Annotated in this window: 12 protein-coding genes; 5 read left to right on the top strand and 7 right to left on the bottom strand. The window is 60.5% G+C overall.

Annotated elements, in window-relative coordinates; genetic code table 11:
- The first annotated feature begins 51 nt into the window (after positions 1-51).
- Positions 52-777 carry a 2-C-methyl-D-erythritol 4-phosphate cytidylyltransferase gene (locus HER32_RS10805; protein ID WP_168681881.1) on the top strand — a complete coding sequence of 242 codons (726 nt, stop codon included), beginning with the start codon at positions 52-54 and terminating at the stop codon, positions 775-777.
- A gap of 54 nt (positions 778-831) precedes the next feature.
- The gene (locus tag HER32_RS10800) at positions 832-1,632 is read left to right on the top strand and encodes an enoyl-CoA hydratase-related protein (RefSeq protein WP_168681880.1); all 801 of its coding nucleotides are present in this window, start codon (positions 832-834) and stop codon (positions 1,630-1,632) included.
- A gap of 74 nt (positions 1,633-1,706) precedes the next feature.
- Here HER32_RS10800 and HER32_RS10795 read toward each other — a convergent pair whose 3' ends face one another.
- Positions 1,707-2,555, bottom strand: coding sequence for a hypothetical protein (locus tag HER32_RS10795; protein ID WP_168681879.1), 849 nt, complete (start codon positions 2,553-2,555; stop codon positions 1,707-1,709).
- 160 nt (positions 2,556-2,715) lie between these two features.
- Here HER32_RS10795 and HER32_RS10790 point away from each other — a divergent pair, with 160 nt between their 5' ends.
- Both HER32_RS10790 and HER32_RS10785 read left to right on the top strand, forming a co-directional pair.
- Positions 2,716-3,309: a DUF4142 domain-containing protein gene (locus tag HER32_RS10790; protein ID WP_168681878.1), complete on the top strand. Its 594-nt coding sequence runs from the start codon at positions 2,716-2,718 to the stop codon at positions 3,307-3,309.
- Positions 3,310-3,358: 49 nt separating this feature from the next.
- Positions 3,359-4,024 (top strand): DUF4142 domain-containing protein, encoded by a 666-nt coding sequence (locus HER32_RS10785; RefSeq protein ID WP_149070198.1) that lies wholly within the window; start codon positions 3,359-3,361, stop codon positions 4,022-4,024.
- Positions 4,025-4,101: 77 nt separating this feature from the next.
- Here the strand turns inward: HER32_RS10785 and uvrA are convergent, their stop codons facing one another.
- Both uvrA and HER32_RS10775 read right to left on the bottom strand, forming a co-directional pair.
- Complete coding sequence (uvrA, locus tag HER32_RS10780) at positions 4,102-7,179, bottom strand: excinuclease ABC subunit UvrA (protein ID WP_232066230.1); 3,078 nt, start codon at positions 7,177-7,179, stop codon at positions 4,102-4,104.
- A gap of 277 nt (positions 7,180-7,456) precedes the next feature.
- A complete protein-coding gene (locus tag HER32_RS10775; RefSeq protein WP_168681877.1) occupies positions 7,457-10,510 on the bottom strand; it encodes a M16 family metallopeptidase in 3,054 nt (1,017 codons plus the stop codon).
- Positions 10,511-10,815: 305 nt separating this feature from the next.
- Between HER32_RS10775 and HER32_RS10770 the strand changes: the two genes are divergently transcribed.
- Positions 10,816-11,229 (top strand): STAS/SEC14 domain-containing protein, encoded by a 414-nt coding sequence (locus HER32_RS10770; protein WP_149070201.1) that lies wholly within the window; start codon positions 10,816-10,818, stop codon positions 11,227-11,229.
- Positions 11,230-11,308: 79 nt separating this feature from the next.
- On the opposite strand, the gene HER32_RS10765 is transcribed toward HER32_RS10770, so the two are convergent.
- From HER32_RS10765 to HER32_RS10750, 4 genes are all read right to left on the bottom strand, one after another.
- Entirely contained in the window at positions 11,309-12,931 is a 1,623-nt protein-coding gene (locus tag HER32_RS10765; protein ID WP_168681876.1) for an MFS transporter, read from the bottom strand.
- 53 nt (positions 12,932-12,984) lie between these two features.
- Positions 12,985-14,823, bottom strand: coding sequence for an alpha-amylase family glycosyl hydrolase (locus tag HER32_RS10760; RefSeq protein WP_168681875.1), 1,839 nt, complete (start codon positions 14,821-14,823; stop codon positions 12,985-12,987).
- Between the two features lie 134 nt (positions 14,824-14,957).
- Positions 14,958-15,665 carry an SDR family oxidoreductase gene (locus tag HER32_RS10755; protein WP_168681874.1) on the bottom strand — a complete coding sequence of 236 codons (708 nt, stop codon included), beginning with the start codon at positions 15,663-15,665 and terminating at the stop codon, positions 14,958-14,960.
- A 98-nt stretch (positions 15,666-15,763) separates the two neighbouring features.
- Complete coding sequence (locus tag HER32_RS10750) at positions 15,764-18,067, bottom strand: glycoside hydrolase family 65 protein (protein WP_168681873.1); 2,304 nt, start codon at positions 18,065-18,067, stop codon at positions 15,764-15,766.
- Position 18,068 lies beyond the last annotated feature (1 nt).

The following is an 18,068-nucleotide window of genomic DNA, read 5'->3' as shown; positions in this document are numbered from 1 at the left end:
TTTTATTGCCCTATCATTACGCGAACCTTCCTTCAGTCTTCCCGCCCCGGTATGAACGACCCCAAGACCCCAAGACCTCAAGATTCCAAGCCTCCGAGATATGCCATCCTGGTGGCGGGCGGCAGCGGTACGCGCATGGGGGCCAGCCAGCCCAAGCAGTTTCTGAACTTGCTGGGAGAACCGGTGCTGCTGCACACCCTGCGGCGCTTCTCGGAGCACGCCCTGGGCATCCAGCAGTGCGTGCTGGTGCTGCCGCAGGACCAGTTTACCACCTGGCACCAGCTCTGCGCCCAGCACCAGGTGCAGATTCCGCACACCATCGTGGCCGGGGGAGCTACCCGCTGGGCCTCGGTGCGCAATGGGCTGGCCCACCTGGCGGGGCAGCCGGCCGGCGTGGTAGCGGTACACGATGGAGTGCGCCCCCTCACGCCCCGCTCGGTTATTGAGGCTACGTTTCAGGCGGCCCACAACCACGGAGCCGCCGTGGCCGCCGTAGTGCCCAAAGACTCGGTGCGAGGCCTGAACCAGCAGGGTTCCTATGCCCTGAACCGGGCCCGACTGCGCCTGGTCCAGACGCCCCAGTGCTTTGACCTGGAGCTGCTCCAGCGCGCCTACCAGCTGCCCGAGCTAACGACTTTCACCGACGACGCCAGCGTGGTGGAAGACCTACATCCCATCTACTTGGTGGAGGGCGACTACCGCAACCTGAAAATCACGACGCCGGAGGACCTGCTGGTGGCGGAGGCCATTCTGCGGGCCGAGCAGCCGACGGAGTAGCGGCGGGTTTAAGCTATTCGGCGTATTTTGCCGGCTCCACACTCTTTCCTACCCATGCCCGACACCCTGCCCACGTATACCTGCCTGCTCTACGACGTCCGCCCCGACGGCGTGGCCACCATCACCCTAAACCGCCCCGACGTCTTTAACGCCTTCAACGACCCGCAGAGCTATGAGCTGCAGGATGCGCTTAAACAAGTGGCTCGCGATGCGCGCGTGCGGGCGGTGGTGCTGACCGGGGCCGGCCGGGCCTTCTGCTCGGGTCAGGATTTGAAAAGTGCGACCAGCGGCGAAAAACGCTCGTTTTACGACTCGCTGCACAAGCGCTACAACCCCATCATTCGGGCCATGCGGGCCCTGCCGAAGCCCATCATCTGCCGCCTCAACGGCGTGGCTGCCGGCGCCGGCTGCTCCCTGGCCCTGGCCTGCGACGCCATTGTCGCTTCGGCTGAAGCTTCCCTGATTGAGGTATTCATTAACATTGGCCTAGTGCCGGATTCGGGCTCGTCTTACTTCCTGCCGCGACTAGTAGGCTCGTTGAAGGCATTTGAGCTTTGTGCCCTGGGCTCCAAAGTTCCCGCCGATGAAGCCCTGCGCCTGGGCCTCGTAAACCAGGTGGTGCCGGCCGACCAGCTGGACGAAGCCGCCTACGGCCTGGCTGCCCGCTACGCCGCGGCCCCAACCAAATCCATCGGCCTTATCAAGCAGATGCTGAATAAATCGGGAGCCGCTACCCTGGATCAGATGCTGGACTACGAGGCTTTGTGCCAGCAGATTGCCGGCGAATCGGAGGACTACCAGGAAGGGGTGCGGGCGTTTGCCGAAAAGCGCAAGCCCGCTTTCAAGGGCCAGTAGTCCTAACGCTTCAACCAAACAAAAAAGGCTCCTGCGGGAGCCTTTTTTGTGGGTAAATGCACGCGGTATGGTGCTTAGGGCAGTGTAATCACGCGGGTCTGGCCGTTGACGGTTACGCTGGCCTGGTTGTCGCAGGTGGCAGTACCAGCCGGGTCGTAGTTTAGTAGCAGCTCCTTTCCCTTGCTGTTGGTGATGCGCACGGTGCCGGCCACAAAGTGACGGGCGCAGCCTTCGGCAAATGATTTCATCAGGGGCTGCTCTATAGTGGCCGTGTAACTCACGCCCTTCCGGTTGGTGCCCGTGGCGGTGCCGGTAACAGAGTAGGCATCATCGCGCAGGGCGCGGGTGCCGAAGCCAGCCGTGCGGGTATACGTGCGCTGCGAAGTCCACTGAGCGGTGCCTTCCGGCGTGATGATGCTGGCGCCCTGCACCTCCAGGGAGTAGGAGCCCTGGCCTAAATTGGTGTACAGCCGTGTGCCAGTGTGCTGCCGGTCGTTTACGTAGTAATCAACCAGCGTAACCGTGATGGTGCCACCTGCCTGGCGCAGCTGGGGGCTGAACACGGCCACGATTTTTCCGCGGCGCAGGCGGCCGTTGGGGCCGGCGCAGTTTACCGGGCCAAAGTCGAGGGTAAGGGTGCGAGTAGCGGGGTCGTAGGTGCGGGTAAGGCAGCCCCCGGCTACGCGGGCCAGGTCGTCGGCTTCCGCCTCGGTGCCGGTGGCGTTAGCGGCAGTTTCCGGGGCCGCGGCATTAACCAGGTCCAACAAATCGGCGGAGCTTTCTTCGGCGGCGCCGTGGTCTTCGGCCGAAACGGTACTTTCCAGCGGCGCCGCCTGGTCGCTGTCTTTGGCGCAACTGGCCGTAAGGAGGAGGGCAGCGGCGAAGGCCGAGAAACGAGCGGCGCGGAGGGTAAGCAGTTTCATAAACAAAAGGTTAGGAGTGAGGAACTTTTTTCGGCCTTTGGAATGACACTAGGCGGCTTGGTTTAATCACCCTGCCCGAATTTTCTTACCTCCCGCCAAAGCTCCAAAATAACAACCAGCCGGCCAGCGCGTATAGGAGCTCATGTTGTATCATCTACCTATGCTAGCGCGCCGTTCTGCCCACGCGCTTGTAGCCCTAGCCAGCCTGGCTTTGGTGGGAGCATGTTCCTCCAATAGCAGCCAGCAGGACCCCGTGGCGGCGGCCCGCTTCGAGAATGAACGCCGCATTGGCGAGGCCGACGTGACGCGCAAGCAGGAGCAGGACGCCGAGTTTCTGGTAACGGCGGCGGTGCGTGGCCAGCTTATCACAGAGGCCAGCCGTCTGGCCCAGCAGAAAGCCACCGTGCCGGCCGTGCGCGACTTCGCGGCCAAGCTCCTGAAAGAGCACGTAGCCGTCACGCAAAGCCTGCAGACGGTAGCCCAGCAAAAAAGCATTACGGTGCCCCAGGCCCTCGGCAGTGAGCAGCAGGAAGAGTACCAGCAGCTGACGGCCGCGTCCGGCTCGGCCTTCGATAAGCAGTATGCCGAGTTGCTGACCGAGCTGCACGAAAAGCAGGAAGATGCCTTCGATGACATGCGCGAAGATGCCTATGATGGGGACATCCGCGGCTTTGCCGCTAAGTACTACCCCCTGCTGAACGACCATCTTACCCAGGCCAAGCAACTGGCAGATCAGACCGAAAAGCTACCCTAGCGCCTTACTCTTTCTCTTTTATTCTACCTCCAACCACAACACAACCAACATGAAAAAGACCCTGTTTGCTACGCTGCCCCTGGTAGCCTTGCTAGCCCTGAACACCAGCTGCGGCGACGCCAACAACCGCACCGATGGAACAGCCGGTGAAGCCGTGAGTGATATGGACAAAGCCGCAGAAGACGGCGGCGTCCAGGCCGATGCCACCGTTATCGACAACAATGCCGGCCCCACCGTGACGGCCGATACCGACTCAGCTGGCGCTGCCGCTGCGGGCCCTACGGCCCCCCACTCCACCGACCCCGAGTTTATGCAGTCGGCGGCGCATAGCGACCAGAACGAAATTCAGCTCAGCAAGCTGGCCCTTGAAAAAGGCGTAACGGGCATGGTGAAAGACCACGCCAACATGATGATTAAGGACCACACCAAGTCGACGGCCGACCTGAAGCCCATTGCCCAGAAGAAAAACGTGACCCTGCCCACCGACATGGACGCCGAGCACAAGACCATAGCCGCCGACATGCGTAAGCTCTCGGGCAAGGACTTCGAGAAAAAGTATATGGAGCAGATGCTGGCCGACCACCAGAAGACCTTCAACACACTACAGGCCCACGCCCAGATGACCAAGGATGCGGACCTGCAGGGCTTTATTCAGAAGGTAACGCCCGTAGTACAGAGCCACCTGAACATGTTCAAGCAACACGCGGCCATGTAAGCTGCCAGCCTGCTGGATAATAAGAAAACCCGCCGGAGAGAAGCTCTCCGGCGGGTTTTCTGTGTTTGTAGCCGTGGTTATGCCTCAGCGTACTTACTTATTTTCAACTCCTCGGCCAGGAAGCGGCTGGTATGACCTTTCCCCGACTTGGCAACCTGTTCCGGCGTGCCCTGGGCTACAATGGTGCCGCCGCCCGCGCCACCTTCCGGCCCGATGTCAATCAGGTGGTCGGCCACCTTAATGAGGTCGAGGTTGTGCTCGATGATGAGGACGGTGTTGCCCTTGTCGGCGAGCTTGTGCAGGACGACGGAGAGGTGGTTGATGTCTTCGAAGTGCAGGCCGGTGGTGGGCTCGTCGAGGATGTAGAATGTCTTGCCGGTGTCCTTCTTGCTGAGCTCCGTAGCCAGCTTCACGCGCTGGGCTTCGCCGCCCGACAGCGTAGTGGCCTGCTGGCCCAGGGTAAGGTAGCCCAGGCCCACTTCGTTTAGGGTCTGAATCTTGCGCAGGATGCGGGGCTGAAACTCAAAGAACTCCACGGCCTTTTCGACCGTCATGTCCAGCACGTCGGTAATGCTCTTGCCCTTGAAGCGCACTTCCAGCGTTTCGCGGTTGTAGCGGCGGCCTTTGCAGGTTTCGCAGGGCACGTGCACATCGGGCAGGAAGTTCATTTCGATGGTACGCATGCCGGCGCCCTCGCAGGTTTCACAGCGCCCGCCCTTCACGTTGAAGGAGAAGCGGCCGGGCCCATACCCGCGGATTTTGGCCTCGGGCAGCGAAGAAAACAGCTGGCGGATTTCGGTGAACACGCCGGTGTACGTGGCCGGGTTGGAGCGCGGGGTGCGCCCAATCGGCGACTGGTCTACCTCAATAACCTTGTCGATGAACTCCAGCCCCTCAAGCTTGTCATACGCCAGCGGCTCGCGCTTAGCGTTGAAGAAGTGCTGGTTGAGGATGGGGTACAGCGTATCGTGAATCAGACTCGACTTGCCGGAGCCCGACACGCCCGTGACGGCAATGAGCTTGCCCAAGGGAAACTTAGCCGTCACGTTCTTGAGGTTGTGGCCTTTGGCCCCGCGCAGTACCAGCTCGTTGCCTTCGCCCGTGCGCTTTTTCTTGCGCAGCTCAATATGCTTTTGCCCGCTGAGGTATTGGGAAGTGAGGGAGCCGCTGCTGAAGATTTCCGTGGGCGTACCAGCCGCCACAATCTGCCCGCCGTGAATGCCCGCGCCGGGGCCAATGTCCAGCACGTGGTCGGCGTGCATGATCATATCCTTGTCGTGCTCCACCACAATCACCGAGTTACCCAGGTCGCGCAGGTGCTGCAGAGCCTTGATCAGCCGCTCGTTGTCGCGCTGGTGCAGGCCAATGCTGGGCTCGTCCATGATGTAGAGCACACCGACCAGCTGGGTACCAATCTGCGTAGCCAGCCGGATGCGCTGACTTTCGCCGCCCGAGAGCGTGCGCACCGAGCGGTGCAGGTTCAGGTAATCGAGGCCCACTTCCAGCAGGAAGCCGATGCGCTTGCGGATTTCCTTCAGCAGCTCGCGCGCAATCAGGTTCTGGCGCTCGGAGAGGCGGGCTTCCAGGCCCTCAAACCAAGCCGCCAGGTCGCTGAGGTCCATCACCGACAGCTCCCCGATGTGGTGGTTGGCAATCTTGAAGTGCAACGACTCTTTTTTGAGGCGGTAGCCCTGGCATTCAGGGCACTCCTGGGCTTGGGTGTACTGCTGAATCCACTCCCGAATGTTCTCCGAGTCTGACTCCATCTGGCGGCGCAGAAACGGGATGATGCCCTCGAAGGGCTCGGCGTAGTTGGCCTTTTTGGGGTCGGCTTCTTCTTCTTCGGGCACCCCGTGTAGCAGGCGCTCCACCAGCTCGGCAGGCAGCTTTTCGATGGGCGTGCTCAGGCTGGCTTTGTGCTTTTTCACGATGAGGCCCAGCTGCTGGAAAATCCAGATGTCGCGGTACTCGCCCAGGGGCGCAATGCCGCCGCGGCTGATGCTCAGCTTCTTGTCGGGCATCACCGAGTCCTCGGTTATTTCCTGCACTTCGCCCAAGCCGTTGCAGGTAGGGCAGGCGCCGTAGGGCGAGTTAAAGCTGAACGTGTTGGGCGCCGGGTCGTCGTAGGCAATGCCGGTGGCCGGGTCCATCAGGAACCGGGAAAAGAATTGGGTGTTGTCTTTCTTCTTGTCGGCATCGAGCACCAGCATAGTGCCTTTGCCTTGGGTCAGCGCATTCTGCACCGAGCCGGAAAGGCGGAACCGGTCTTCCTCTTTCACCACGAGCCGGTCGATGACGATTTCGATGTCGTGGATTTTATAGCGGTCCACCTGCATCTTGGGCGTGATGTCGAGTAGTTCGCCATCCACGCGCACTTTGGTGAAGCCCAGCTTGGCTACCTGCTGGAACAGCTCCCGGTAGTGACCTTTGCGGCCCTTCACTACCGGCGCCAGCACCACCAGCTTGCGGCCGTCGTACTCCTTCAGGATGTAGTTAATGATCTGGTCGTCGCTCTGCCGGATCATCTTCTGGCCCGTGGCGTAGCTGAAGGCCTCGGCCGTGCGGGCGTAGAGCAGGCGCAGGAAGTCGTAAATCTCGGTGATGGTGCCCACCGTGGAGCGGGGGTTGCGCGAGGTCGTTTTCTGCTCGATGCTAATCACCGGCGACAGGCCCTCAATCTTATCGACGTCGGGGCGCTCCAGGCCGCCCATAAAGGAGCGGGCATAGGCCGAAAACGTCTCCATGTAGCGGCGCTGCCCCTCGGCGTAAATCGTATCGAAAGCCAACGACGACTTACCCGAGCCCGAAATGCCGGTAAACACCACCAGCCGCCCCCGCGGAATCTGAACGGAAACATTCTTAAGGTTATGCTCCCGGGCCCCATACACCTCAATGTAGGGGGCTTCCAGGTCGGCGGGGCCCGTTAGCTGCCCACGGGTGGCCACGTAGTTTTCCACTACCGTTTCGTTTACCTGCTCGGCCAGGGGCACCGCCTGCACAGCGGCCGTGGCCTGCTCGGTGGCGTTATCGGCCACGGCAGCGGCCGTTTTTTTAGGCTTGGCCGTTTTTGCCGCACGTTCTGCCTTGGGAGCAGACTTGGGCTTGGCAGCAGCCGAAGAAGAAACAGAAGAAGTAGCCGTTGATTTTTTAGCCATGCAAAAGCGAAGCGAATAAGTCTGCAAAGGTACGTAAATCAGCCCCCGGCGGCTAGCCAATCACGAAAGACCTTGGTGAGAAGCACGAGGAAACCCAACAGCGCGAAAGGCCCCCGGAACATAGGTGCTGAACACGTAACTTAAGAGGGGAGAGAATTGCTAAACAACGCAAGACACGGTTTGGCGGCGCGGCGCTTGGCAGTCTGCTATAACCATCATGCAAACAGCCCGGTTCCTTCGCGGAACCGGGCTGTCAAATAAGTGGAAGGCCGATTAACTATTCGCTCTTCTCCTTGATTTTTTCGCTGTTTTCGTCGGCTTTCTGCTTGCGCTTTTTCTTGCTGCCGTCTTCGTCCTTGGTTTTGCTTTTTGCCTTCTTGATGGTGGTCGAAGGGTCGGCAGCCGGGGCGGCGGCAGGAGCAGCAGCGGGAGCGGCAGCCGGGGCGGCCGAAGCTACGGGGTTACCTTCCAGGTCCAGCTCCACTACTTCGTAGCCCAGCTCGCTGAGGCCGGGGAAAGCCTTGGCCCGGTCGCCGACTACCACGATGTACATGTTGTCTGTAGGCAGGTACTTCTGAGCCAGGGCCTGCACGTCTTCCTTCTTCAGGTTGCGCAGGATGTCGCTCTGCTGCTGCACGTAGCCTTTGTCGAGGTCATACTCCACAATGCGGCCCAGGAAAGCGGCTTTCTGCCGGCCGGTTTCGTAGCGCAGGGCGTCACTCTGCCCGATGGAGGCCTGCACAAACTGCAGCTCCTCGTCCGAGATGCCGTTGCGGTAGTTCTGCAGCTCTTTCATGAACTCCTTCACCGAGGCGGCCGTGGCATCGGCACGCACGCCGGCCTGGGCCGTGAATGGCCCGGCGTACTTGCTGCCCCGGAAGCCGGAGCGGGCCCCGTAGGTGTAGCCTTTGTCTTCGCGCAGGTTCAGGTTGATGCGCGAGTTGAAGGCGCCCCCCAACAGGTAGTTGGCCAGGCCGGCGCGGTAGTACTCCCCGGTAGCATCATAGGGCATGCCCAGGTAGCCAATGCGGATTTCCGACTGCGCAGCGCCGTCCTTGTTCACGAAATAAATGCGCGTCTTTTCGGTGGGCATAGCTGCCGCCGCGGGGGCGGGCAGAGCCACGTCCTTCTTGGCCCAGGTTTGCAGGAACTTGAGCTTGGGCAGTACCTGCGCCTCGGCCACGTCGCCTACCACTACCAGGTTCGAGATGTTGGGGGCGTAGTTTTGCTGGTAGAACTGCTTTACATCATCCAGCGTGAGGCCTTGCACGGTAGCCACGGAGCCGCTGGTGGGCACACGCATAATGTCGCCGCTGGGGTAAATCAGGCGAGCAAAGGTGTTGTTGGCAATGGCCACAGGCTGCACGTTCTGGTTGGCAATGCCTTCCAGGGTTTGCTTTTTCACGCGGGCAAAATCCTGGGCGTCAAAGCGAGGGTGCAGCAGGCTTTCCTCCAGCAAGGCCAGCGTGGCATCAAGATTTTTGGTGAGCGACTCCACGTAGATGGTCGTGTTGTCGTCGCCGGCCACTACGTCGATGGAGCTACCCAGCTTTTCCAGGGCTGCGCTAAACTGCTCGGGCGTGTATTTCTGCGAGCCTTCGCCCAGCATAGCCGCCGTGAGACCAGCCAGACCGGCCTTGCCGGGGTTCTGCTGGGCCAGGCGGTGGCCGCCGGGAATGGTGAGCTGCATGGTCACCTTCGGAATTTCGGCATTACGGGAGCCGATTACCTTCAGCCCGTTGGGCATCGTCTGCTGCCAGAAGGCGGGCACCTGCACCACGGGGTTGGTACCCGCTTTGGGCTGCTGCTTGCGGTCGAAGGTATCGGTGGGCTTCACGTAGGTAAGGCCCGCGTACTCGTCCTTGGGCATGGTAAAGCCGTCCTTGGAAATGGTGTAGTTGTCGGCGCGGGCTACGAGGTTTTTGCTGCCTTTGGGCACCACGCTCAGGATGACGGCCTTTTTGCCTTTGAGGTACTGGTTGTACACACGCAGCACGTCGGCTTTGGTGAGGGCGCGCAGCTCTTTCAGGTCCTGGGTGATGCGGTTGGGCGAGCCGGAAAACGTCTGGGCAGCGGCCAGCTCCGACACCTTCCCGCTCACGCTGGCCAGGCCGTCGATGATCTGGGCTTCGCGGGTCGCTTTAAAGCGCTGGAGGTCTTCGTCGGTTACGCCGCGCTTCTCAAACTCCGTCAAAGACCGGCGCACCACCATTTCCAGGCTGTCGAGGCCTTTGCCGGGGAAGCCTACGGCCGTGAAGGAAAACTCGCCGGCCAGCTCGGCCGTGGGGTGCGAGGCATTCGCCTGAATGGCTTTCTGATTTTTTACCAGGTTCTGGTAGAGCAGGGAGTTGTTGCCGCCACCCAGGATTTCGGCCAGGGCGTCCAGGGCCGTTTCGTCGGGGTGGTAGCGGGGCACGGTGGGCAGCACCATGCGCAGCATGGGAAAGCGCACGTTGTCCTCGTAGCTCACGTAGCGGTCCTGGGTGAGCTTGGGAGCGGGCAGCTTCATGTTCTGCACGGCCGGGCCGCGCTTGATGGAGCCAAAGTACTTCTCGGCCAGCTTTACCACCTCGGCGGGCTTCACGTCGCCGCCCACCGTCAGGGTAGCATTGTTGGGGCCATACCAGCGCAGGAAGAAGTTTTTGAGGTCGTTTACGTCGGAGCGGTCCAGATCTTCGAGGTAGCCAATCGTCATCCAGCTGTAGGGGTGACCGTAGGGGTACAGGTTCTTCGACACCATCTCGCCGGCCAGGCCGTAGGGGCGGTTGTCGTAGTTCTGGCCCCGCTCGTTTTTCACGGTGGAGCGCTGGTTTTCAAACTTGGTCTGCGTTACAGCATCCAGCAGAAAGCCCATGCGGTCGGCTTCCAGCCACAGGGCCGTTTCCAGTTGGTTGTTGGGCAGGGTTTCGAAGTAGTTGGTCCGGTCGCGGTTGGTGGAGCCGTTGAGCGTGCCCCCGGCGGCCGATACCAGCTTGAAGTGCTGCTCGTCGCCCACGTTGTCGGAGCCCTGGAACATCATGTGCTCGAAGAAGTGGGCAAAACCCGACTTGCCGATGGTTTCGCGGGCCGAGCCCACGTGGTAGGTCACATCTACGTGCACAATGGGGTCGGAGTGGTCTTCGTGCACGACCAGCGTGAGGCCGTTGGGCAGCACGTACTTCTCGTAGGGAATAACCACTTCCCCGGGCTTGGCGGTTACTTTTTCCACCAGGCGCGTGCCACCGGTGGCTTTGGTGGTCGTGGTTTTGGGAGCGGTTTTTTGCTGAGCCAGAGCGGCCGGCATGGCCAGCGCCACGCTTAGCCCGAGCAAGCCTAACTGTTTTAGCTTCATACGAAGGGGAAGAGGTAAGAGAATGGATGGGGTGAATGTAAGCACAACAGACACACCACGCGTGCCGAGGTTGGCTGAGCGCCACGCATTGCCCTAATTTTTTCCGGGGCTGGCTGCCATTTTTGCATTGAATTTGGTTTTACGGTCGGGCTTTCTGGCAGCCCCTGGCCCGAAGGCCTCGGCGGTGGGATGCTGGTGCCCCGGAAAAACAGAATTGGCGCTACTTTTTCCCGGCGGCGCCCCTCTTTTTCTATTCGGGCACACTCCTTGATGACGCGGCCCCAACTCTTACGTCCTCTCCTTGCATGAGCAACCTCTCTCCCGCGTACATGGACCTGGCTTACCGCCCCGATCTGCGCGTACTGTTTTTGCGCTGGACGCGGCAAACCACTTCGCAGGAGCTGCGGGCGGCTTATGACCAAACCCTGGAGCTGGCCCGGCAGGAGCAGGCCGGCCGCTGGCTTATCGACCTGCGCCGCCGCAGCCTGGCCGACCCCGCGGATTTCGCCTGGATTGTGCACGACGTACGGGCGCGGCTGGCGCAGGGCGTTGCCGGGGCCGAGCACCGCATTGCTTACCTCGTCACGCCCAACAACGCGCCTACTATCCTGGGCCGCCTCGCGGAGTTGGAGCCCGATATTCCTGCCGCCGTGCGTACGGCGGTGGCCTTCCGCATTTTTACGGAAGAGCATACGGCATTGGAATGGTTGCAGGCGTAAGCCCTGCTTATTCCTATTAACACACAACGCCCCGCCGAAACAGACATCGACGGGGCGTTGTACTTGCGCAGGAGCATACTCAGGTACGCGGCACCACTACTGTGGGCGTATCGTAGCCGGGAGCATCAGCGGGCAGCAGCGCGGCCTTGGCCCCGTTCTCGTCGTCGCGCACCCACAGCGTGAGCACGCCGGCCAGAATCATGGAGGCGCCACCCAGAGCCAGGGTATTGAGGGTATTGCCGTGGAAGAAGTGCATGGTGCAATAGCCCAGGATGGTAGCAGCCACAATCTGCGGAATTACAATGAAGAAGTTGAACACGCCCATGTAATACCCCATTTTGTTGGCGGGCAGGGAGCCGGCCAGAATAGCGTAGGGCATAGACAGGATACTGGCCCAGGCCACGCCCACCATGGCCATAGAAACCATGATCAGGTCGGGGTTCTGAATAAACTTCAATGATAACAGCCCTACCCCGCCCGTGAGCAGGCACAGCATGTGGGTGCGGCGCCGGCTGGTGCGGCTGGCAATCAGCGGAATGATAAACGCGAAGATGGCGGCCACCCCGTTGCGTACCGAAGAGGCCAAACTCAGCCAGTCGGCGCCATCGTTATACTGCTGCTTTACCCGCTTCAGATCCACCGCATCCGCGCCCGTGGGCTTGGCACTGTCGAGGTAGTAGTTGGCCAGGTTCAGGGTGAGGGTTTTGTCAGGGTTGCCGGCCTGAAACTGGTTGATTTCATCAATGTCTTTCTGCAGGGAAGCCAGCGTTTTGCTTTTTTTCGCATCCGTTTCCTGCTGGGCGGCCGTAGCAATGTAACTGGTAATGCGCTGGTAGAGGGGCGTCGTCACCCGCATGTTGTAGATGTTGCTCGTGACGGCGTTGGTTGCGTAAATCCACATGGAGAAGAGCGCAAACCAGGTAAAGAACTGCACTAGGGCCAGCTGGCGCATGGCTACGGGCATGCGGAATATTCCCAGGAAGGATTCCTTCATGCCGTCCCAGATGCCGGCCTGGGCGTTTTCCTTGCGGAACTCCTCCATGTCTTCCGGCGGAAACTCCTTGGTGGTAAACACCGTGTACATCACCGCGGCCAGGAAGGCCAGGGCCCCCACGTAGAACGACCATTTCACCGAAGGCGGGATTTCCCCGTTGGCGGCCGTATTACTCAGGTGAAACCAGTTGGTGAACACCCAGGGTAGCAGGGCCGCAATAACCGACCCCACCCCGATAAAGAAGCTCTGCATGGCGAAGCCGCTTGTCCGCTGCTCGCTCGATAGTTTGTCGCCCACAAAAGCGCGGAAAGGCTCCATGGAGATGTTGATGCTGGCATCCAGAATCCAGAGCATGCCACCGGCCATCCACAGTGCCGAGGAGTTTGGCATCACAAACAGCGCCAGCGTGGCCAGAATAGCACCAATGAAGAAGTAGGGCCGCCGTCGGCCCCAGAACGGATGCCAGGTGCGGTCGGAGAAATAGCCAATGATGGGCTGCACCAGCAGACCGGTAAGCGGGGCCGCAATCCACAGAATTGGAATGTCATCTTTGTTCGCGCCCAGGGTTTCAAAAATCCGGCTAACGTTGGAGTTCTGCAGCTCGAAGCCAAACTGAATGCCGAGGAAGCCGAAGCTCATGTTCCAGATTTGCCAGAAGCTCAGCCGGGGTTTTTCGCGGGTACTGACGGGCGCTACGGTCGTTGCCATTCGCTTGTGCGTGGGAGAATAAAGGGGAAGATCAGAGAATAGAAAAGGCCGGTCTATTTGCGCGGCTGAATCTCGAACACGTGGGCGCTGAGCGGGGCCAGCGTGAGGGCCAGCGACGTAACGGCGGGGGTGTTGTTGAGCAGGTCGGTGTAGGTGTACACACGGTTGGGGTCGAGGCCCATAGCTGCCTGAGCTTCGACCGGGATGCGCAGGGTAGGATGCAGGGTTTTGTCGCGGCTGAAGTTGACCACAATCAGCAGCTTCTGCTTATCGGTGTAGCGCAGGTAGCTGTACACCTGCTTCTGGTCGTACTCGCGGCCCAGGTTGTTGGCGTCCTGCAGCTCGTAGAACTTGCCGCGCCGGATGGCGTCGCTGGAGCCGGTCAGGTTAAGCAGGCGGGCATAGAAGCTGCGCAGCTCCTTCTGGCCCTCGTCGAGCTTGCCCCCGTCGAACTTGCCGCCATTCACCCAGCGCTGGTGAAAGGGCACGCCCCAGTAGTCGAAGATGGTGGTGCGGCCGTCCTCGCCCGAGAAGCCCTCCGCGCCGTGGGCGGGCTCCCCTACTTCCTGGCCAAAGTACACCATCACGGGGCCCGAGGCCAAGGTGGCAGTTACCGTCATGGCCGGAATAGCGGTGCGGGGGTCGCCGGCAAAGTCTTTGGAGGCAATGCGCTGCTCGTCGTGGTTTTCCAGGAAGCGCAGCATGTGGGAGGAGAAGCCGCGACTTTCCTCGCGCCACACGCGGGAAATGTCTTCGGTATTGCCCTCGCCCCGCATGAGGCGGCGCAGCCCGTCGTAGAGGCCTACTTTGTCGTAGAGGTAGTCGAAGTGGCCTTTTTCGAGGTAGGTCTTGTACTCCTTGGGATTGTAGGCTTCGGCCATGAACAGGATGTCCGGCTTCACCTTCTTCACTTCCGGAATCACCCAGGCCCAGAACTCCACGGGCGTCATTTCCACCATGTCGCACCGGAAGCCGTCCACGTCTTTCTTGGCCCAGTACACCAGAATGTCGCGCATCTTCACCCAGGTATCGGGTACCTGCTCGAAGTGGAGCTGGCGGTGGTTCTGGTAGTCGACCCCGTAGTTGAGCTTGATGGTTTCAAACCAGTCGTCGATGCTGGGCGTGGCCGAGAAAACGTCGTTGCCGGTCACCTTGGCGGGTGTTTCCGCAAACTTGCCATCTTCCTTCGGGCCCTGGGCCGCGCCCAAGGGGTTGTTGGCTTTCGGCACTACCAGGCTTTGGCCGGGCAGGTAGTAGAAGTTGTTGTTGGGTGCAAAGGCCTTCGTCTTGTCGTCCCGCTCGCCCAGGTCCACCACGCCCAGGGGCTTGGCGTCCGACTTATAGGTGCGGGCTACGTGGTTGGGAATGAAGTCGATGATGACCTTGAGGCCGTTGGCGTGGGTACGCTTCACCAAACCCTCAAACTCCAGCATGCGGTTTTTCACGTTCACCGCTAGGTCCGGCGACACGTCGTAGTAGTCCTTGATGGCGTAGGGCGAGCCGGCGCGTCCTTTCACCACGTCGGCATCGTCCAGCGGAATGCCTTCCTTGGTGTAGTCCGTCATGGTGGCGTGCTCCAGCACCCCGGTGTACCACACGTGCGTAGCGCCCAGCTGCTTAATAGCCTGCAGGGCCGTGCTGTTGATGTCGTTGAACTTGCCTACCCCGTTCTCGGCAATGGTGCCGTGGGGCTTGTTGGTGGTGGACTTGTTCCCGAACAGGCGCGTCATCATCTGGTAGATGATGATCTTGTTGTCCTGCGGGACTTCGTCGGTGGTATTGGGGTCAGAGAAAGAAACGGTAGACACAGCACGGGCCGGATCGGCCGGAGAAACAGATTGAAAAGAGGCTAATGCCAGGAAAACGCCGGCAGCCGGCAGGAACTTCTTCATAGGGTGGCCTAAGATAGGCAGTTGCCGGTTAGAGGCGGTATTTTTAGTGGTCGATTCAGCGAACCTACACAGAGGGGCATGGCTGCCAAACCGAAGGCGCTAATGCCGGGTTCCCATGCAGTCTTCCTCCCATCCTACCACTCCTGGCTAAGCGGGTGAAGCATGAGCTCATCTATCACCACATGGGCTGGGGCTTCCAGCACGTAGCGCACGGCCTGAGCCACCTCGGCCGGGCGCAGGTGGGTGGCTTCGGCCTCAGCACTACCGGGCCGGGAGTTGTTGAAGTAGGTATCAACCAAGCCGGGGTAAATGGTGCTGACTTTGACGCCAAACGGCCGCACTTCCTTGCGCAACGAGCCCAGCAGGGCATCCTGGGCGTACTTGCTGGCTCCGTAGGCGGTGCCATGCTCGAAGGTGCGGCGGGCCACGTCGGAGGTAATACCCACGATGTGGCCGCGCTTCTGTGCCTTGAAGTGGGGCACGGCCGCTTTGCACAGCAGAAAGGTGCCTTTCACGTTCACGTCAAACATCTGGTCCCAGTCGGTGGCGGCAATGTTTTCCAGCAGGTTAAACGACCCCACACCAGCGTTGCACACCACGATATCCAGCCGGCCAAAATGCTGTAAGGCAATGTCTACGGCCTGCTGGGCATCGGCCTCATCGGTGACGGTAGCTGCCAAAGGCAAAATCTGCCCCGACTGCGCTACATCGTCCAGCTCCTCGGCCCCGCGGGCGAGGGCGACTACGCGCACTCCCTGCATAGCCAGCAGCAACGTGATGGCGCGCCCGATGCCCCGGCTTGCGCCGGTTACAATGGCTACCTGGTTGGTCAGATCTGTCATAGCTAGGTCGTTTAGTTTAACGTACGCAAATCATACCGGCCGGGCAACGAGCCTAAGTAGCCGCCCGGCAACCACCAGGGCTGCCGGGCGGCGGCTAGTTAGCTTACCAGCTCCGTCACCGAGGTTTGCCCTACGGCCACGGGCTCGTCGTTTACGAACACAGTCAGCGGCTTATCGGCCTCAATGTGCACCCCGTCGCGGCCCACGTGCACCTTCACCACAGCGCCCCGGAAGCGGATACGGAAGCTGAAGCCCGACCATTTGGCCGGCAGCATGGGGCGGAAGTGGAGCTGCCCGTCGCGCACGCGCATGCCACCAAAACCCTGTACTACCGCCATCCAAGTGCCCGCCATACTGGTGGTGTGGCAGCCATCTTCGGTGTCGTTGTTGTAGTCGTCGAGGTCGAGGCGGGCGGTGCGCAGGTACATCTCGTAGGCCTTCTCCTCCATGCCCAGGCGGGCCGCCAGTACGGCGTGCACGCACGGCGAAAGAGACGACTCGTGCACGGTGCGCGGCTCGTAGAACTCGAAGTTGCGGCGGATGGTGTCGATGTCGAACTGATCTTCAAGCAGGAACATGCCCTGCAGCACATCGGCCTGCTTGATAAAGCAGGAGCGCAGAATCCGGTCCCAGCTCCACTTCTGGTTGAGGGGCCGCTCGGAGGCAGGCAGGTCTTTTACCAGAATCTGTTCTTTGTCGAGGTAGCCTTCCTGCTGCAGCTTGATGCCGCGCTTGGGGTCCTCGGGCAGGAACATATTGCCGATGATGGCCCGCCAGGTGCCAAACTCCCGGGTTTCATCCAGGCCCAGCTCCATGTCGAGCACGGCGTAGCGGGCCGGGTTTTCAGCTTTAATCTTCTCCAGTACTTCCAGCGTGTAGTTCAGCGTCCAGAGGGCAATGGTGCTGGTGTACCAGTTGTTATTGATGTTGTTTTCGTACTCGTTGGGGCCGGTTACGCCCAGCATCACGTACTGGCCTTTCTCCTCGGAGAAGTTCACGCGCTGGGCCCAGAACCGCGAAATGGCCACCAGCACGTCCACGCCGTAGTCGGCCAGGTAGCTTTCGTCGCCGGTGTAGCGCACGTAGTCGTAGATGGCGTGGGCAATGGCGCCATTGCGGTGCACTTCTTCGAAGGTAATTTCCCACTCGTTGTGGCACTCCTCCCCGTTCATGGTCACCATGGGGTAGAGCGCGGCCCCATCCGTGAAGCCCAGCTTCTGCGCGTTTTCAATGGCTTTGCCCAGCTGCTTGTAGCGGTACAGCAGCAGGTTGCGGCCCACCTGCGGGTCGGCGGTGGCTAGGTAGAAGGGCAGGCAGTACGCCTCGGTGTCCCAGTAGGTGCTGCCGCCGTATTTTTCCCCCGTAAAGCCCTTGGGCCCGATGTTCAGGCGCGGGTCTTCGCCGGTGTAGGTCTGGTTGAGCTGGAAGATGTTGAAGCGAATAGCCTGCTGGGCGGCCGCGTCGCCTTCGATGATGATGTCACTCTCGGCCCACTTGGCAGCCCAGGCCGCGGCCTGCTCTTCCAGCATCTTGTCGAAGCCCTTGGTGTGGGCCTGCTCCACGGCGCGCTGACACACTTCCTGCAGCAGGCTGCGGTCGTGGTTTTCGGAGGAAATGTTGGCGGCAAACTTCGTCAGCACGGTTTCTTCCCCATCCAGAATGCTCACCGTGAAGATGTGGGCCGTGTATTTCTCGCTCTCGATGGGAATGGTGCGGGGCGTAACCGTCGTGCCGGCCTGGGTGAGGGCGAAGGTCATGCCGGTGCACACGTCGAAGCCCGTTTTGCGGGTGCGGGCCGTCACGTAGGCAGCCTGGTCTTCCATTTCGCGGCTTACTTCTTCCCAGAACTTCTCATCGTAGTTGGCATCCTGGTTTTTAACATCGAAATCGATGTAGGGCGTGAGCGTGGCTTTGCCCGAGAAGCCCAGGGGCGTAATGGCGTAGCGGATGGCCCCTACTTCATCATCCACGATACTGCAGAAGCGCTTAGCCTCGATTTTCAGCTTGCGGCCTTCTTCCAGCACCACGGTGCAGGTGCGCAGCAGGTAGCCTTCGCGCATGTTCAGCTCGCGGCGGAAATCCTCTACGGGCAGCTTGGCCAGGTCGATTTCCGTACCATCGATTTCTACGCCGATGCCAATCCAGTTGGCGGCGTTCAGCACTTTGGCAAAGTAGTCGGGGTAGCCATTTTTCCACCAGCCCACGCGGGTTTTATCGGGGTAGTACACACCGGCCACGTAGTTACCCTGCAGGGAAGGCCCTGAGTACTGCTCCTCGAAGTTGGCGCGCTGCCCCATCCGCCCGTTGCCCAACGAGAAAATGCTTTCAGACACTTTGTTGAGGTGCGGATCGAAGCCTTCTTCAATAATCCGCCACTCGTCTATTTTGATGTAATCTTTCATT

This window comes from Hymenobacter sp. BT18, assembly GCF_012273015.1.
GTDB lineage: Bacteria > Bacteroidota > Bacteroidia > Cytophagales > Hymenobacteraceae > Hymenobacter > Hymenobacter lutimineralis.
Note: the sequence above shows the minus strand (reverse complement) of the source record. Positions and strands in the feature narration are given on the sequence as shown.

Bases quoted from the DNA above. Each gene is read 5' to 3' on its own strand.
- HER32_RS10805 (WP_168681881.1), top strand. From the start codon at position 52: ATGAACGACCCCAAGACCCCAAGACCTCAAGATTCCAAGCCTCCGAGA.
- HER32_RS10800 (WP_168681880.1), top strand. From the start codon at position 832: ATGCCCGACACCCTGCCCACGTATACCTGCCTGCTCTACGACGTCCGC.
- HER32_RS10795 (WP_168681879.1), bottom strand. From the start codon at position 2,555: ATGAAACTGCTTACCCTCCGCGCCGCTCGTTTCTCGGCCTTCGCCGCT.
- HER32_RS10790 (WP_168681878.1), top strand. From the start codon at position 2,716: ATGCTAGCGCGCCGTTCTGCCCACGCGCTTGTAGCCCTAGCCAGCCTG.
- HER32_RS10785 (WP_149070198.1), top strand. From the start codon at position 3,359: ATGAAAAAGACCCTGTTTGCTACGCTGCCCCTGGTAGCCTTGCTAGCC.
- uvrA (WP_232066230.1), bottom strand. From the start codon at position 7,179: ATGGCTAAAAAATCAACGGCTACTTCTTCTGTTTCTTCTTCGGCTGCT.
- HER32_RS10775 (WP_168681877.1), bottom strand. From the start codon at position 10,510: ATGAAGCTAAAACAGTTAGGCTTGCTCGGGCTAAGCGTGGCGCTGGCC.
- HER32_RS10770 (WP_149070201.1), top strand. From the start codon at position 10,816: ATGAGCAACCTCTCTCCCGCGTACATGGACCTGGCTTACCGCCCCGAT.
- HER32_RS10765 (WP_168681876.1), bottom strand. From the start codon at position 12,931: ATGGCAACGACCGTAGCGCCCGTCAGTACCCGCGAAAAACCCCGGCTG.
- HER32_RS10760 (WP_168681875.1), bottom strand. From the start codon at position 14,823: ATGAAGAAGTTCCTGCCGGCTGCCGGCGTTTTCCTGGCATTAGCCTCT.
- HER32_RS10755 (WP_168681874.1), bottom strand. From the start codon at position 15,665: ATGACAGATCTGACCAACCAGGTAGCCATTGTAACCGGCGCAAGCCGG.
- HER32_RS10750 (WP_168681873.1), bottom strand. From the start codon at position 18,067: ATGAAAGATTACATCAAAATAGACGAGTGGCGGATTATTGAAGAAGGC.